The organism is Psychrosphaera ytuae (genome assembly GCF_017638545.1).
Classification (GTDB): Bacteria; Pseudomonadota; Gammaproteobacteria; order Enterobacterales; family Alteromonadaceae; genus Psychrosphaera; species Psychrosphaera ytuae.
Map to the genome: position 1 here is coordinate 2,942,343 of NZ_CP072110.1, position 16,867 is coordinate 2,959,209.

General features: G+C 42.2%; 17 protein-coding genes. 7 read left to right on the forward strand and 10 right to left on the reverse strand.

Features of this window, described 5'->3' with window-relative positions:
• The first annotated feature begins 79 nt into the window (after nt 1-79).
• Nucleotides 80-1,216, forward strand: a complete 1,137-nt coding sequence (gene dnaJ, locus J1N51_RS12990; protein WP_208831679.1) for a molecular chaperone DnaJ — start codon at nt 80-82, stop codon at nt 1,214-1,216.
• Nucleotides 1,217-1,335: 119 nt separating this feature from the next.
• On the opposite strand, the gene J1N51_RS12995 is transcribed toward dnaJ, so the two are convergent.
• The 5 genes from J1N51_RS12995 to J1N51_RS13015 all read right to left on the reverse strand — a co-directional run bounded on the left by J1N51_RS12995 (nt 1,336) and on the right by J1N51_RS13015 (nt 6,998).
• On the reverse strand, nt 1,336-1,710 hold the full coding sequence (locus J1N51_RS12995) for a hypothetical protein (RefSeq protein WP_208831680.1): 375 nt from the start codon (nt 1,708-1,710) through the stop codon (nt 1,336-1,338).
• An 81-nt stretch (nt 1,711-1,791) separates the two neighbouring features.
• A complete protein-coding gene (locus tag J1N51_RS13000) occupies nt 1,792-4,899 on the reverse strand; it encodes an efflux RND transporter permease subunit (RefSeq protein ID WP_208831681.1) in 3,108 nt (1,035 codons plus the stop codon).
• A gap of 9 nt (nt 4,900-4,908) precedes the next feature.
• Nucleotides 4,909-6,033 carry an efflux RND transporter periplasmic adaptor subunit gene (locus J1N51_RS13005; protein ID WP_208831682.1) on the reverse strand — a complete coding sequence of 375 codons (1,125 nt, stop codon included), beginning with the start codon at nt 6,031-6,033 and terminating at the stop codon, nt 4,909-4,911.
• The gene (locus J1N51_RS13010) at nt 6,030-6,626 is read right to left on the reverse strand and encodes a hypothetical protein (protein WP_208831683.1); all 597 of its coding nucleotides are present in this window, start codon (nt 6,624-6,626) and stop codon (nt 6,030-6,032) included. Before J1N51_RS13010 ends, J1N51_RS13005 begins: the two co-directional genes overlap by 4 nt.
• A 72-nt stretch (nt 6,627-6,698) precedes the next feature.
• Entirely contained in the window at nt 6,699-6,998 is a 300-nt protein-coding gene (locus tag J1N51_RS13015) for a hypothetical protein (RefSeq protein WP_232842810.1), read from the reverse strand.
• Nucleotides 6,999-7,313: 315 nt separating this feature from the next.
• Here J1N51_RS13015 and J1N51_RS13020 point away from each other — a divergent pair, with 315 nt between their 5' ends.
• Both J1N51_RS13020 and J1N51_RS13025 read left to right on the forward strand, forming a co-directional pair.
• Nucleotides 7,314-7,733, forward strand: a complete 420-nt coding sequence (locus tag J1N51_RS13020; RefSeq protein ID WP_208831685.1) for a hypothetical protein — start codon at nt 7,314-7,316, stop codon at nt 7,731-7,733.
• The gene (locus tag J1N51_RS13025) at nt 7,730-7,924 is read left to right on the forward strand and encodes a helix-turn-helix transcriptional regulator (protein WP_208831686.1); all 195 of its coding nucleotides are present in this window, start codon (nt 7,730-7,732) and stop codon (nt 7,922-7,924) included. Before J1N51_RS13020 ends, J1N51_RS13025 begins: the two co-directional genes overlap by 4 nt.
• A gap of 108 nt (nt 7,925-8,032) precedes the next feature.
• On the opposite strand, the gene rpoD is transcribed toward J1N51_RS13025, so the two are convergent.
• The 4 genes from rpoD to rpsU all read right to left on the reverse strand — a co-directional run bounded on the left by rpoD (nt 8,033) and on the right by rpsU (nt 12,740).
• A complete protein-coding gene (rpoD, locus tag J1N51_RS13030; RefSeq protein WP_208831687.1) occupies nt 8,033-9,871 on the reverse strand; it encodes an RNA polymerase sigma factor RpoD in 1,839 nt (612 codons plus the stop codon).
• A gap of 240 nt (nt 9,872-10,111) precedes the next feature.
• Nucleotides 10,112-11,866, reverse strand: a complete 1,755-nt coding sequence (dnaG, locus tag J1N51_RS13035; RefSeq protein WP_208831688.1) for a DNA primase — start codon at nt 11,864-11,866, stop codon at nt 10,112-10,114.
• A 181-nt stretch (nt 11,867-12,047) separates the two neighbouring features.
• The gene (locus J1N51_RS13040) at nt 12,048-12,494 is read right to left on the reverse strand and encodes a GatB/YqeY domain-containing protein (protein ID WP_208831689.1); all 447 of its coding nucleotides are present in this window, start codon (nt 12,492-12,494) and stop codon (nt 12,048-12,050) included.
• 30 nt (nt 12,495-12,524) lie between these two features.
• Complete coding sequence (gene rpsU, locus J1N51_RS13045) at nt 12,525-12,740, reverse strand: 30S ribosomal protein S21 (protein WP_105053374.1); 216 nt, start codon at nt 12,738-12,740, stop codon at nt 12,525-12,527.
• Nucleotides 12,741-12,945: 205 nt separating this feature from the next.
• Between rpsU and tsaD the strand changes: the two genes are divergently transcribed.
• Entirely contained in the window at nt 12,946-14,001 is a 1,056-nt protein-coding gene (gene tsaD / locus J1N51_RS13050) for a tRNA (adenosine(37)-N6)-threonylcarbamoyltransferase complex transferase subunit TsaD (RefSeq protein WP_208831690.1), read from the forward strand.
• Between the two features lie 39 nt (nt 14,002-14,040).
• Here the strand turns inward: tsaD and plsY are convergent, their stop codons facing one another.
• A complete protein-coding gene (plsY, locus tag J1N51_RS13055; RefSeq protein WP_208831691.1) occupies nt 14,041-14,634 on the reverse strand; it encodes a glycerol-3-phosphate 1-O-acyltransferase PlsY in 594 nt (197 codons plus the stop codon).
• Between the two features lie 130 nt (nt 14,635-14,764).
• Here plsY and folB point away from each other — a divergent pair, with 130 nt between their 5' ends.
• From folB to J1N51_RS13070, 3 genes are all read left to right on the forward strand, one after another.
• Complete coding sequence (gene folB / locus J1N51_RS13060) at nt 14,765-15,133, forward strand: dihydroneopterin aldolase (RefSeq protein WP_208831692.1); 369 nt, start codon at nt 14,765-14,767, stop codon at nt 15,131-15,133.
• Nucleotides 15,134-15,167: 34 nt separating this feature from the next.
• A complete protein-coding gene (locus J1N51_RS13065; RefSeq protein WP_208831693.1) occupies nt 15,168-15,962 on the forward strand; it encodes an undecaprenyl-diphosphate phosphatase in 795 nt (264 codons plus the stop codon).
• A gap of 191 nt (nt 15,963-16,153) precedes the next feature.
• Entirely contained in the window at nt 16,154-16,852 is a 699-nt protein-coding gene (locus J1N51_RS13070) for an outer membrane beta-barrel protein (RefSeq protein ID WP_208831694.1), read from the forward strand.
• The last annotated feature ends 15 nt before the right edge of the window (nt 16,853-16,867 follow it).

Consider the following 16,867-nt stretch of genomic DNA (forward strand, 5'->3'; position numbering starts at 1 on the left):
GCCATTTAAAGCAGGAGTTGTAATAACATGGGCGTTTTATACGCCCTTGTTTTTGTAAAAAAGAAGGTACTTTTAGGATATGTCTAAACGCGATTATTACGAGGTTCTTGGCCTAGACAAAGGCGCAACAGAACGTGAAATCAAAAAAGCGTACAAGCGCCTAGCGATGAAGTATCACCCTGACCGTACCGCAGGGGATAAAGAGCTAGAAGCTAAGTTTAAAGAAGTAAAAGAAGCTTACGAGATCCTGTCGAACGCGCAAAAGCGTCAGCAGTATGACCAGTACGGACACGCGGCGTTTGAGCAAGGTCATGGTGGCGGTGGCTTTGGCGGCGGTCATGCAGACTTTTCTGACGTGTTTGGCGATGTATTTGGTGACATTTTTGGTGGCGGTCGTCGCGGTGGTGGCGGTCAACGTCAACAACGTGGCTCTGACTTGCGTTATAACTTAGAAATGAGCCTTGAGGACGCTGTTCGCGGTAAAGAATTAGAAATTAAAGTACCGACTTGGGTTTCGTGTTCGCCGTGTGATGGCTCAGGTGCAAAAGCTGGTTCTAAACCAAAAACATGTACGACATGTGGTGGCTCAGGTCAGGTTCAGATGCGCCAGGGTTTCTTTGCGGTTCAACAAACGTGTCCAACGTGTAAAGGTCAAGGCCAGATCATTTCTGATCCGTGTGATAGCTGTCACGGTCAAGGTCGAGTCGAAAAGACCAAGACACTCTCGGTTAAGATCCCAGCAGGTGTCGACACCGGTGACCGAATTCGCCTAGCGGGTGAAGGTGAAGCTGGTATGAATGGCGCACCATCAGGTGACCTATTTGTACAAGTTCACGTAAAAGATCACCCAATCTTTGTCCGAGATGGCAATAATCTGTACTGTGAAGTACCGATTGGTTTCACTACTGCTGCATTGGGCGGTGAGATTGAAGTGCCAACCTTGGATGGACGTGCCAAGCTCAAGGTACCTAAAGAGACGCAAACAGGCAAAATGTTCCGCTTACGTGGCAAAGGTGTTAAATCAGTGCGCAGCGGTGCCATTGGTGATCTGTTGTGTAAAGTGATCATTGAGACACCTGTTAACTTAAATGATGACCAAAAAGAGTTACTGCGACAGCTTGAAGAAAGCATGTCTGGTAAAACGTCAAAGTATCGTCCAAAGGAGCAAGGCTTCTTTGACGGAGTGAAAAAGTTTTTTGATGACCTAACCGGTTAATTTAAGTTACAGCATAAGATTGAGTCGACAATCTAATATACAAAAGCCAGCACATAGTGCTGGCTTTTTTGTCCTTCAACTACAGAGAGGCGTGAGGACATTCTAACTCAGAAGTTATATTAAAAACTGAATCTTACCGTAACTGAATGATGGCCATCTTCTTTAACTTTTACTAAAACTTTAGCGCCATCTTCAATTTTTACGTTGGCGGTCATTTTATTTTCACCTGCAGGTTGTAAATCAGCCTCCACTTTTTTGCCTGAAGCAAGAACGGTAACACTACCAGTAAGTTTTTCAGTCGGGTAAGGCTTTCCGTGATCTCTTAAGTAAAGGCTAGTACCAGCATCATCGCGCACTAATTCAAACATCATTTCATGTTCAACTTTAACTACACCACCGTGTTTAGGTGTTGGGTCGCCATGAGCTAATGAAGTATTAGTAAAAAATAGTGAAACTAATGTAATTAATACAACGCTTAATAATTGTGTTTTCATTTTATATCTCTTTTATTTTTAATATCAATTTTAGTAATGTTGTGAACTTTTCTAAAAAGCACAGGCGCCACATTTAACCTGTTAAATCAATTCTTTTGAATTAGAGTTGAGCCATTTCTCAGTCGGCTTTTTACCAAACTTCCAATAAAGAAGTGGTGTAAGCAATGTATCTAAAAGTGTCGAACTCATAAGCCCTGAAAAAATGACAATGGCGACAGGATGCAGGATTTCTTTACCGGGTTCGTCAGCCGCCCAAAGTAATGGAATCAGAGCAAATGCCGTCACCATCGATGTCATTAAGACTGGTGATAAACGCTCTTTGGCTCCCCTAATAATAAGGGCTTTATTAAATGACTCACCTTCGAAGCGGATGAGATTTAGGTAATGACTGACTTTCAGAATTCCGTTTCTCGCTGCAATTCCGGTTAGGGTTATAAATCCTACTACGGAAGCAACCGAAAGCGGTGTATGGGTAAACCACATCGCAAAGACAGCACCGATCAAGGCCATTGGTAAGCTACACATGATGATCGAAGCGAAGACCATGGATTGATAGCGCAAATATAAAACCAGGAAAATCAAAATAAATGATAAACCAGATAGCACAATCAATAACCTCATGGCTTGTTCTTGCGCTAAAAATTGCCCTTCAATACTCACAAAACTATCCTCGGGAAGTACTTCTTGAGCAATAACTTCACGTACTTGTTTTAGTAGTTGTTTTACATCTACATTTTCGCTGTTAGCGTAAAGGACCAGCCTTCTTCGACCATTCTCACGTAATATTTGATTAGGCCCATCGAGTAATTCGATATCAGCAATATAAGAGATTGGAATTTGCCCTGCAGGGGAATCAATAAGTGTTTGTGACAGTTGGTCTGGATTTCTGTTTTTATCATCTAATCGAACGACCAACTCAAACCTTTGGACGCCATCAATAACATCTGTGACACTTATTCCCTCAGTCAGCATATTCAATTGGCGAAGAGCAGAACCAGGAGTTAAACCGTACTTTGGTAACTCTTGGTAATTTAACCTCACACTCAATTGCGGTATCAGTACTTGCTTTTCGATATTGATGTCAACTAATCCAGGAATGTCTTCTAATTTACTTCGAATTGATTCTGCACTGATGCGCAGGCTCTCTAGGTCTTCACCAAAAAGCTTAATTGCTAATTGTGCTCTGACACCCGAAAGTAAGTGATCTAGGCGGTGAGAGATGGGTTGTCCAATTGCGACTTGTCCAGGAATGACTGATAGCTTGTCACGGATATCTTCAAGAACTTCGTCTCGACTGCGTTCAGATGCGATTAAATCGACATCAATTTCAGAAGAATGAACCCCTTCGGCATGCTCGTCTAATTCGGCTCTCCCTGTTCTTCTACCTACTTGCGTCACCTCTGGTACAGATAGCAAAAGTGATTCAGCAAGGTGGCCCATTTTATTAGACTCTTCGAGAGACGTCCCCGGCTCAAAAATCATGCCTAGAACGAGAGAACCTTCGTTAAAGGCAGGTAAAAACGCTCTAGGAAACTGTGTGACACTTGATGCTGTTACGATTGCTAACAAACCAACTGCTGCAATCAAATGTTTTGACTTGGGTAACGCCCACTCTATCCACAGGCCTTGCCAATACTTTAATTTGGCGACAATAGTGCTGTCACCTTGGTGGATTACTTTTGCACCTGGCAGTAAATAGTAACAAAGTACAGGTGTTACGGTCATAGACACTAACAATGAACCTAAAATAGCAACGATATATGCGACACCAAGAGGTGAAAAAAGACGGCCTTCAATACCTGGTAATGCGAATAATGGTAGGAACACTAATATGACAATTGCAGTGGCATAAACAATACCCGAACGAACTTCTACACTTGCTCGCCAAACAACTTCATATATAGATTTGGGTTTGTTTGAAAGGGCATTTTGTTTTAATCGCCGTAGGATATTTTCGACATCAACTACAGAGTCATCTACAAGTTCACCAATTGCGATCGCTAAGCCACCTAATGTCATGACATTGATACTTTGGCCGAGCCATTGAAAAATAAGGACTGTAACCGCTAACGATAAAGGAATAGCAAACAGTGAAATTATCGTGGTTTTTGCTGATAGCAAAAACAAAAACAAAATAATTGTCACCATGATTGCACCATCTCTTAATGCTTCCGTAACATTATCGATTGATGATGTAATGAAATCTGCTTGTCTAAATAACACTTTAGGCGCGGTCATTCCTTCTGGCAGGCCTGTTTGTAATTCCTCTAGGGCTGACTCGATTTGCTCCGTTAATTGCACAGTGTCAGCATTTGGTTGTTTTTGGACATTGATAACTACTGCTGGAGTTCCATTAAATCCGCCGTCACCGCGTTTAACCGCAGCTGAATAGCTAACACTGGCTACTTGAGAGAGTAAAATTGCTTGGTTTTTATGCCAGCCCACTGCTAAGTTTTGTAAGTTGGAGATGTCGAGTGTGCGTCCTTTATGACGGATTAAGTACTCTTGATTGTTAAGATCTATAAATCCACCACCAAAATTTGCAGCGAAATCTTCAAGTGACGATTGAAGCTGCTCTAAATTAACACCTAACTGGCGCATCCGGACGGTATCAGGTGCGACCCTTAATTGCCTCACTTCTCCGCCAATTGGAATGACTTGGGAAACCCCCGGAATAGAGAGTAAACGCGGCCGTAAAACAAAGTCTGCGTATTCTCTTGCTTGCATAGGGTTGGCTCTTTGTTCGTCAATGATGGGCAATGCAATGAGCATGACCTCACCCATAATTGAAGATACAGGGCCCATAACAGAAGTAATACCGGATGGTAATTGTTCGGACGCCAAATCCAGACGTTCTGAAACTAATTGCCTATTGCGATAAATATCGGTATCCCACTCAAATTCAACATAGACAATTGATAGCCCAATCCCCGATGTCGAGCGAATTCTGGTGACACCAGTCACACCATTAAGCAAGTTTTCTAATGGAAAAGTGACGAGTTGTTCTACTTCTTCAGGGGCCATCCCCCCAGCCTCAGTAAGTACGGTCACTACTGGCTTGTTCAAGTTAGGAAATACATCAACAGGTAGTTTTTCTCCTTGCAATAAGCCATAGGCCATCATGACTAAAGCTATGAGTAAAACTATTAATCTATTGTTGAGGCTCGACTTTACTAAATAATTAAACATGTCTTTAGCCTACCTTACCTGATTGAGTAACGAAGAACCCTCAACCACAACACGGTTGTCTGCCCCTAAACCATTTGTAATAACCACCAAACCGGGCTCTAATTCTTCATATTCAACAATCTGCGGTAAAAAGCGTTCTGCTGAAAGCTTTATCCATACCTGTGGTAAGTTGTTAGGGCTCAGTACTACAGCTTTAGCTGGTAACACAATTCCTTCAATCACCCGGTTAATTGGTGCTTGTAGGGTAACGGGTTTATTTAATTGGATATGAGACGGCTTGATTTCACTTGATGATTCAAAGTTTGCAAGTACAAGTCCGTTGACTAATTGTGGAGAAGAGCCAATGTAGCTCACGGTGACATTGGGGAGTTGCGTAATTTTTGCAGTTGTGAGTTCTGCCGATAGGTTTTCACCACTAGTCGTCGCTTCTACTAAAAACTTATCTAGAGAAACAATTTCGAATAATGTGCGACCTGCCTCAACCCACTGACCTTTAGAAACAGAATTATTGACTAATACACCATCGATAGGCGCGACTAGAGCTTCTGATTTTTCTAGGCCTTGTTCTAATACTCCCTCTTGCTGTTTGAATATTGTCAATTGTGTTTCGAGTCGCTCAAGCTCTTGTTTCGAAGCTAGGTCACCTAAGTTTTTAAGCCTGTCAACATCACGTTTTACTTGAGCAATCTGGTTTCTAACTGCAACTAGATCACTGGTTTGATTGGCAAAATCAAAAGCCGTGTACTGGTACCTTATGAAGCCAAGAATTTCACCCGCTTTTACCAACGTGCCACTGATATGCATGCCTTTCTTCGGCGCATCTAATCGTCCATCACTACTTGGTTGAACGATAGCAAAGCCATCTGGATGTGGCTTAATAGTACCGTGTAATTGCACATGCTTTCTGGTTTTTGTTACTTCGGCAAACTGTGTTCTTATCTTTAAAAGTGCTTGATGCTTCATTGGCATCAATACAGAACCATCGTCTTGCCTGCCAAGTTGCCCATTGGTTTTACTTGCTTTTTGATCTAAGTGCTCACCATTTGGACCATGAGCCCCTGGCGAAGCGATTAGAGCTGAAGAGAACAAAGTTGTCGTTAAAAGACTCAACGCTAGAGTTTGAAAGCTTTTCATGACTTTTTCTCCTTTTTGACACGACCTAAAAGGAAACCGGTAATAAACACTATCAGTGCTACAAAAATTTCTAGCCAAGGAATGTGGTGATGATCGTCATTATGGTGATCACTTTCATAGGAAGTATTTGAAATATTGAGATTTGCGACGAGCAAATCACCATAGTTTTCGGTCATTATAGTTAGAACAATTTCATGCCCACCCTCTGCATTCAACCGTTCAATGACTTTCTCTTCAGTTAATAGATAAGCTTGTTCGATGTCAGAGTATACAGCTTCAGCTGACAAATCATCAGTCTCAAGCTCAATAGAAGCATTCTCTATAGGTTTATTTGTCTTAAAGTCATGAAGGTATATAACTAGTTTGGAGTCATATAATTCACCTAAGACCTCAAACGATTCAGTAAAGGATTCAAATTTAGGCTTTGAGGAGGTCAAAACTCCCTTCGAAGTATCAAGGTGTTCTCCATTCGGGCCATGAGCCCCAGGTGATGCATTTACCACTTTTGATAAAGCAAGTGAAAATAACACAACGCACATACTCTGCGCTGTTAAGCGTTGCCAAGAATGCAACGATAGTAATTTGAAAAACATAATTAATCCAAAAAAACAAATACAACAATACCTCGCGTGTCTATATCACGAGGCTCGAATAGTTATTTTGAATTAAAACCGAGGGGGTGGGTTTATGTGTTGAATAAATGGGGGTGACCAGTTGTTGGCATACCAAATAACAGCCCCAGAAGGCTTTTTATCTGGGAGCTCAACTACCGTAGTCATCACTAATGCGACAACACAGCAATCTAAATCTTGCTGAACGTGCTCAATCGCTTCAGTTGAGTATGAAATTTCAAATTTTTCTTCATTATCATGGTCGTGGCTATGCGGTTGCCCTAACTCATGAATTAAACCATGCAACGCGCCTTGAGTCTTGTGCTCACTTTCATACGAAACACTTCCAAGCACTTGAGTGCTTAAAAAGCTGAGTATAAAAGTAATAAGAATTAATTTGCGCATTTATAACAAGTGTAAAATTGAAAACGACCAAAGGTTAACACTCAATATTTAACTGTGCAATGGCACAATTGAGTTATTAGTTTAAAAACCTTGTAGATAAAAATCGGTAAAAAAATTGTAAGAATAGGTTTTGACGTTCGAAAATAGATTAAAATAAAAACAAGTTTTATTAACATAAAGTAAAGTTTGTTTGACTTTGTGTGTTTTGTGATCTATTTTGCTTGAGTAAAGTTTGTTTTACTTTTTGACAAAGGAGTTATACCAATGAAAGACTCAAGCTTATGTAGCGACATGAACCAAGCTGCCCAACGAACTGTTAAGCCTTTGATGTTATGGACAGGTTTATGGCTGTTGTCGTTGGCACTATTTACTTTTGGGCCCATGTTTATTTGGGACTTTAATACTGTATTAACATTAATAATGTTAGTGGTTAATGTGCTAGTTGGTTTAAAAATGATTTTAGCCAATAAAGCGCATTTAGAGAGCTTAGACGAACTGCAACAACGCATCATGTTAGAGGCCATGGCGCTGTCACTTGGTGTTACTATGATTGCTGGTGCAGCGTATGGAGTTTGCCATGCAGTTAAACTCATCGAGCATCAACCTAACGCCTCGAGCCTGCTTTTTGTGATGGGTATTACCTATGGTTTAGGCACAGTGATGAGTAGAAGGAAGTACCTGTGAAAAACCGTTTAAAAGTCCTAAGAGCAGAGCGTGATATGACCCAAGCTGACTTAGCACTTGCACTCGATGTATCACGACAAACGGTAAATTCGATAGAGAAGGGTAAATTCGATCCCAGTTTGCCTTTGGCATTTAAAATTGCTCGGTTGTTTGGTTGTCGAATTGAAGATGTGTTTTCTGATGAGGTGTAGGCTGTCGTTGGATATAAAAAAACCAGTTCGGGTGAACTGGTTTTTTATTATTTAGACTTTCTCGTCATGTCTGACTTTCTCGTCTTACTCGTCTCTTTATTCGGCGCTCTATTCGTCTAGGAACGTCTTAAGAGGCTCTGAACGAGATGGGTGACGAAGTTTACGTAATGCTTTTGCTTCGATTTGACGAATACGCTCACGTGTTACATCGAACTGCTTACCTACTTCTTCAAGAGTATGGTCAGTGTTCATATCGATACCAAAACGCATGCGAAGTACTTTAGCTTCACGAGCTGTTAGGCCGGCTAAAACGTCACGAGTTGCGTTTTGTAGACCTTCAGATGTCGTTGTATCAACAGGTGAAGAAATCGTCGTATCTTCAATAAAGTCACCTAAGTGCGAATCTTCGTCATCACCAATTGGTGTTTCCATTGAGATTGGCTCTTTTGCGATTTTAAGTACTTTACGGATCTTGTCTTCTGGCATCACCATACGCTCTGCCAATTCTTCTGGAGTCGGTTCGCGACCCATTTCTTGAAGCATTTGACGTGAGATACGGTTTAGCTTGTTGATTGTCTCAATCATGTGAACTGGAATACGGATTGTACGAGCTTGGTCTGCGATAGAACGCGTAATAGCCTGACGAATCCACCAAGTTGCATAAGTTGAGAACTTATAACCACGACGGTATTCAAACTTATCAACCGCCTTCATTAGACCAATGTTACCCTCTTGGATAAGGTCTAAGAATTGAAGACCGCGGTTGGTGTACTTTTTAGCAATCGAAATAACAAGACGTAAGTTTGCTTCAACCATTTCTTTTTTCGCACGGCGAGCTTTTGCTTCACCGATTGACATGCGACGGTTGATGTCTTTAATAGCTTCAATGCTTAAACGCGTTTCTTCTTCGATCTCGTTTAGCTTTTGAATGCTGCGACGTACTTCTACGTCAACGTCATTTAATCGACGTGCTACAGGGTCATCACCTTTTTGTAAAAGGTCTAACCAAGATGTTTTTGTTTCGTTACCAGGGAAGATCTTGATGAAGTCTTTTTTAGGTAATTTGGCATAGCCACACACGTGCTTCATAACCAAACGCTCTTGAACACGAACGCGGTCCATCATGTCACGCATGTTTTTAACAAGACGGTCAAACTGCTTTGGAATAAGCTTGAATAGACGGAAGTGTTCACCTAACGCTTTGATTTTTTCTTGCGTATCTGGGTGAGCACGGCCTAATTCATTGATTGAAACAGTAGATTCATCGTATAAACGGCGAAGCTCCATGAAGTGCTCGCGCGCTTCTTCTGGATCTGGACCTGTATCTACTTCATCTTCTTCAGTGTCGTCGTCTTCGTCATTTTCACCGTCTTCGTCGGCAAGCTGTTCTTCGTTAAGCTCTGAACCAACGTGCGTCGCAGCAGGTGCAACGTCTTCTTCGTTTGGATCTAAGAAACCATTGATAATGTCGCTAAGACGAATTTCTTCTGCTTCGTATTGGTCCCATTGATCCAATAGGTAGCTAATAGCCTGAGGGTATTCGGCAACAGAAGATTGAACCGTGTAGATACCTTCTTCAATACGCTTAGCGATTTCAATTTCGCCTTCACGAGTCAGAAGTTCAACCGTACCCATTTCACGCATGTACATGCGAACAGGGTCAGTCGTTCGGCCAATTTCTTTTTCAACCGTAGCTAATGCAGCCGCAGCAGCCTCAACAACTTCATCATCGCTGGTTTGCTCTTGCATTAACAATTCATCGGCATCAGGTGGTGTTTCACACACTTTGATACCCATGTCGTTGATCATCTGGATGATGTCTTCGACCTGATCGGCGTCGATCATATCCTGTGGAAGGTGATCGTTGACTTCTGCAAAGGTTAAGTACCCTTGCTCTCGACCTTTAATTATAAGAAGTTTTAATTGCGACTGAGGAGTTTGCTCCATACAGATTATCTTCCACCTACTAGTTGAACATCAAATATTTGGACGTGAAATTACCGTTACTTGGGACAAATTCACCAAGGTGACGGAAAAATCGAACTGCATATTATAACACCACAATGGTCATCTGGCTATGAAATATGTCGTTCTGACTTAAATTAACTGCACGCTTAAGTCTAGTGGAGCTGCGCCATTTTTGTACAACAAAACAATAAAAATTTGTTTGATGTCTGGACTTGTAGATTAACGTTTTAATGCAGATATCAAAGCGACATACTCAGCTTTTTCTTGAGCGTTGAGCTCGGAGGTTTTGTCTTTGATTAACAAAGCCTCTAAACGCTTTTCTAAGTAACTGTCTTGTAGCGACTTAAAGGTCTGTTGAAACTCGGCCAATAGGTTTTCTTGGTGAATCTGATGATCCCAAGCAATCAGCTGAGTTAAATAGGGGTATTCACGAGTACCTCTAAAGCGCTCGAGTAGTACTGGCGAGGAGATCTCTGGTTGCTCTAAGATGACTTGCTGTAATTGAATAAACAAACCAAAACCTGGGAGCTCGGCGTTGGCTAGCGCCGGAATATATTCAATCTGGGTTGCAAGTTCAGGGTGTTGTAACATTAAACCAATCGCACGTCGCATTGGAGTAATTTGAAAATCTGTTTGTTGTGCTCGTACTTCAGCTACAGGTGAACGCGCGGCAATGTTTAATTGCTCAACCTGTTTACCGACTAAGCGAGCTAATTTTGCGGTTAATGCTTCTTTGTAGTAGTCACTCGGTACAAGTGCAATAAGAGGTTTGGCTTGCGCGAGGAGGGCGGACTTACCCGCGTCCGAGGTCAAATCTAATTCACCAACAAAGTGTTCGAAGAAGTAATCAATTAGTGGCGTGGCATTATTAAGTCGTGCTTCAAAGGCCTCTTTGCCTTCTTTTTGGACCATAGTATCAGGGTCTTCGCCGTCCGGTAAAAAACTAAAACGCAGATCAACGCCGTCTTTTAATTGCGGTAACGCATTTTCTAGAGCTCGCCAAGCTGCATCTCGACCCGCTCGGTCACCGTCGTAACAACACACGACCTTGCGAGTTGCTCTAAACAGCATTTGCATGTGGTCTTGGGTAGTTGCTGTACCAAGCGCTGCAACGGCATAATTGATCCCTTGCTGAGCAAGCGATACCACGTCCATATAACCCTCAACCACAACGACTTGTTCTAGATTCTTATTGGCTTGTTTGGCTTGATAAAAGCCATAGAGCTCACGGCCTTTGTGAAAAATTCGAGTTTCGGGTGAATTGAGATACTTAGGAGTGCCGTCATCCATTACGCGACCACCAAAGCCAACTACGCGACCGCGTTTATCCCGAATCGGAAACATAATTCGATTTCGGAAAAAGTCGTAGGTGCGGCCTTTGTCATTACTCGTTAAGATTTTTAAATCGGCAAGTTGCTGAGTCGTCTCTTTGTGATTTCGGCCAATGGTTTTAAGTGCTGCATCCCAAGAATCAGGAGCAAAGCCAATTCCATAACGTTGAGCCACGTCACCTGATAAACCACGTGACTTAAGATATTCGATTGCTTCTTTACTGCCTTCGGCGTGTTTTAGCTGATGCTGAAAAAACTTAGAGGCGGTTTCCATCAACTCATAATCAGATTGCTTTTGTTCACGTGTGACCGATTGATATTTTTCGGTTCGACCGTTGGTTTGCTCACGTGGTACATCCATTGAATGTAAACGCGCGAGCTCTTCGATTGCTTCAACAAACTCGAGTTGGTCGTATTCCATCAAAAAGGAAATGCTGTTGCCATGGGCACCACAGCCAAAACAATGATAAAACTGTTTGTCAGGAGATACAGAAAAAGACGGTGATTTTTCATTGTGAAACGGGCAGCAAGCCTGATAGTTTTTACCGGCTTTTTTCAACGGAATCCTTTGGTCAATCAGCTCAACAATGTCGGTACGAGCGACTACGTCGTCAATAAAACCTTTAGGGATGCGTCCGGCCAAAACAATCTCACAATGTTTAATCTAAGGGAGAAGAATTATTACAGAATTCTGTTTTTAATAAAACAAAAGACTCAGCAAAAACGGAACAGAATTCACCATGAACGGTCGGCCTTATCCAACAGACAGGCATAAAAAAACCACAAACAAAAGTTTGTGGTCTTCTATTAGCGCTAACTAAGAATTACTTGTTTAAAGCAGCTCTTACTTGTCCACTGACTTTTCCCATGTCAGCTCGGCCCGTTAATGTCGGCTTGAGCACTGCCATCACTTTGCCCATATCCTGCATACCTTCAGCTGAGGTAGATTCAATAGCATTCGCGATAAGTGAGGCAACTTCTTCTTCGCTTAAAGGCTGTGGAAGAAAAGCTTCAATTACTTCGATTTCAGCGGCTTCTTTAGCGGCTAATTCTGGACGGTCAGCTTGTTCAAATTGTGATTGGGAATCACGACGCTGTTTAACCATTTTGGTTAAGATAGCGATGACTTGCTCGTCGTCCAGTTCTATCTTTTCGTCAATCTCTCGTTGCTTAATCGCTGCCATAACCATGCGAATTGTACCAAGGCGTTCTTTTTCCTTGTTGCGCATCGCATCTTTTTGCGCGTCTTTAAGCTGGGTAATAAGGCTCATCAAATTTCCTTAAGAGAGACCAAACCAATATTAGTAAAGTTTGATGCGACGAGCGTTTTCGCGAGACACCTTTTTAAGGTGACGCTTAACTGCAGCAGCTTTCTTACGCTTACGTGCCCAAGTTGGCTTTTCGAAGTGTTCACGACGACGTACTTCAGAAAGGATACCTGCTTTTTCACATGAACGCTTAAAACGACGAAGTGCTACGTCAAACGGTTCGTTCTCTTTTACTTTAATTACTGGCATTTAAAAATTCACCTCAGTATTTGGATATAATGGTTAAACTTTAACCAAGACTAATAAAAATGGTGCCGTATTCTAAAGCCAAATAAGCCCGAATGTAAAGCCTTTATTTGAAATCAGAATGATTAATTCACTGGAGGAATTGTAGTAGGTTGGTTAGAATGCGCCCTCTTTTTATTGGCCAATTGATTATGAACGAGGTTTTTGCATGTTGGTACTGGCAATAGAGTCTTCTTGTGATGAAACGGGCGTCGCTTTGTATGACACTGAGCGTGGCTTGTTGGGGCACGAAGTCTTCAGTCAAATCAAGATTCACGCAGATTACGGTGGTGTTGTACCAGAGTTAGCGTCTCGCGATCACGTTCGCAAAACCATTCCGTTGATCCGGTCGTTAATGCAAAGCCATCAAGTAGAGTCAAAAGACATCGCTGCTATCGCCTATACGGCAGGACCAGGTTTGGTCGGGGCGTTGATGGTGGGCGCCTGTATCGCTAAGTCATTGGCGTTCGCATGGGGCATCCCAGCTATCGAAGTGCACCACATGGAAGGTCATTTATTGGCTCCAATGTTAGAAGAACAGCAACCTGAGTTTCCGTTTGTGGCTTTATTAGTCTCAGGTGGTCACACTCAGTTAGTTGAAGTCCAGGGTATAGGCGAGTATCAAATCCTAGGCGAGTCTATTGATGATGCCGCAGGTGAGGCGTTTGATAAGACTGCCAAACTATTGGGCTTAGACTACCCAGGCGGGCCAATGTTAGCGAAGCTAGCAACCAAAGGTGAACCAGGCAAATATGTATTCCCTCGACCAATGACCGACCGCCCGGGATTAGACTTTAGCTTTAGTGGCTTAAAAACCGCAGCGGCAAATGCGATTCGCGCAGAGGGTATCCACCTCGCAGGCGGTCAATCTAGCCAAGATGATTTACCAGAAAACGCTGAACAAATAAAAGCCGATATCGCTCATGCTTTCCAGCAGGCTGTTGTGGATACGATCGTTATTAAATGTCGTCGCGCAGTACAGCAAACGGGAATAAAGACGTTGGTCATTGCCGGTGGCGTGAGTGCCAATACTGAACTTCGTGAGAAGCTCGAAGTACTTATGAAAAAGCAAGGCGGGCAGGTTTTTTATCCAAGACCTGAGTTTTGTACGGACAATGGTGCCATGATTGCAGTTGCTGGTGCACAACGATTGCATCAAGGTACAACTGAGTTGAAAGTCAAAGCCAAGCCACGTTGGTCGATTGAAGAGTTACCAGCGCTGTAACTTTATATCTATAACTATTCGAACGAGGTGCTGTAGCCTTTAATCTAAGCGTTGGCGAGATTTGGGCTCTTCACCTTGAACTAAGCGAATGATGTTAGGGATATGACGTAGCACAATAAATACTGCCAACATGGTCACGGGAAGTACGTATTTAGGTGCGATGAAGTAAGTTGCTAGAGGGGATATGCCAACTGCAACAATGGCCGCTAAAGAAGAGTAGCCGGTTACCTTAAAGGTGACTATCCAAGCTAATAACAACACAGCTCCTAGACTGATACCAACAGGTAATAAACACCCAAACGCAGTCGCAACGGCTTTACCACCTTTGAACCTGAAATAGATTGGGAACATATGACCAAGACAGCAGGCAATTGCAGTCATGCCAATTTCACTTGGCTCTAATCCGAGATAATAGCTTCCCCAAGTCGGTACAATGCCTTTAACAATATCTAATAGGAGTACTTTAATGGCGGTTTTTTTTCCGGCGATGCGATACATATTTGTCGCGCCCGGATTGTTGGAGCCTTGAGTGCGAGGGTCGGGTAAGTGTTTGGTTTTGCTAACCAAAATGGCAAAGTTGATTGACCCTATCAAATAGGCAGCGACAACAGTCAGCAAAAAGTCAAACGACATCAGTTCCTCAACAGATGAATATAAGCTAGAATTCGCGCTCGATTTATTTTCGAACAAATTGCATGGTATCCGACCACGTGTACGGTTTCAAACCATGATTGCGTATTTAATGAAAAAATCAGGGCTTAACATGACTCAAGACATCGTATTTATCGAAGCACTCAAAGTAGACACAGTAATAGGTGTTTATGAATGGGAAAAGAGCATTCAGCAAACTTTGCAATTCGATGTCGAAATGCGTACCGATGTTAGGGCTGCGGCTGCAATTGATGATTTGTCAAAAACCGTCGATTACGCAGTCGTATCAGAAGATATCGTGACCTTGGCAAAAGAAAACCAAGCAGAACTGATAGAGACGGTTGCCGAAAAGGTTGCAGAGCGAATCTTAACAACTTACGCCGTAGCGAGTGTAAAAATAACCTTGCGCAAGTTAGGTGCAGTTGCCAGCACTCAAAGTGTTGGTGTCATCATTGAACGCGACAAAAACGAATTTTTATAAAAAACATCTCAGAATATAAAGGGAAGCAGTAATAATGGGACTAATTGAAATTATCGTATTGGCGATCCTCCAAGGCCTTACGGAATTTTTGCCGATTTCTAGTTCGGCGCACTTGATTTTACCATCTCAAATGTTTGGTTGGAACGACCAAGGCTTAGCCTTTGATGTCGCTGTTCACGCCGGAAGCTTATTTGCCGTTGTACTTTATTTCAGAAAAGAAGTAACGCAGATGGCGTTGAGCTGGGGTAAGTCGTTTGGTGGACATAAAGACCAAGACAGTCATTTGGCCTGGTTGATTGTATTGGGCGTTATCCCTGCTGGTTTAATCGGCTTTATTCTTGATGACTTTATTGAGGCCAATCTGCGCAGCGCAGCCGTGATTGCGACGACGACTATCGGATTTGGTCTGTTATTGTGGTGGGCTGATCGCAATGCCAAAGAGTCAATTGATGAGTATCAAATTACCGTAAAAAAAGTGTTGGTTATCGGTTTTGCACAGGTATTGGCGTTGATTCCAGGTACGTCACGAAGCGGAATTACAATTACGGCTGGCTTGATGGTAGGTTTAACTGCAAAGGCAGCTGCGAGATTCTCATTTTTGTTATCTATCCCTCTTATCTTAGCGGCTGGTGGTTATCAAACTCTAAAATTAGCACAACAAACATTGCCTGTTGATTGGACTGCAATTGGCCTGGGTACATTACTTTCGTTTGTTAGTGCATATGCGTGTATTCACTACTTTTTGATCTTGGTTGAAAAGATTGGCATGTTGCCTTTTGTGATATACCGCTTGATTTTAGGTGCCATCTTGATTGGTTTTTTCATCTAACTTTTAGTATTTTATAGGGCATTTGCAAGGTGAATAAAGAGTGAAAACACGTAACTAAATGTAATCACTTGTCACCATTCGTAATACTCTATTGCTTTTAAAAAACAATCAATTAGATTAAAGAAGTCTGTTCACACAAGGCTTCTTTTTTTGTTTTAGAAGGACTTGTTTTTTATTACTAAGGAAACATTATGAAAAAGTCAGCATTAGCATCAATGATTGCCCTTGGCTTACTTGCAGTAACATCGACTCAATCTTTTGCTAAATCAAGCGAAGGTATTAATTGGAACTATGTTAGTGCCTCTTATGCGAGTTATTCATACGATGATGAAGAAGATGGCTTAGCGTTAAATCTCAGTCCGGCAGGATATTTTTTAGATGGCTCATTTGCTGTGCACGATAATGTGTTTGTAATGGCAGAGTATCAATCTGTAACGGACTCTTTGTCCTTTCCTGGTTTTGGTAGTGCATTTACCATCGACGTAGAAGAGCAACAGTTTCGTTTGGGTGCTGGTATGAATGTTCCAGTCTCGGCCTCGAGTGATTTGTTTGGCGCTGTTGGTTACACAAATATTAGCTACGATGTATCGTCAGAATTCTCATCAATGGAAGATGATTTAGACGGACTCTTTTTACGTGGTGGTTTGAGAGGTAAGTTTAGTCCCTCATTGGAAGTTTATGGCTATTTTACCTACTCAACTTATGATGTTGATGAGTTAGAAGAGAGTGTTGAAGATGACGTTGAGGCGGGCGAGCAAGTAGATGACAATGAAACAACCGTCACTGTAGGTGCTCGTTATTTCTTGACTGACCAGCTTTCACTAAATGCTTCGTATACAGCTTTGGATGAAGGGAACGGCTATACCCTAGGAATGAGTTATTACTTCTAATCGTCTTTGGTTTTA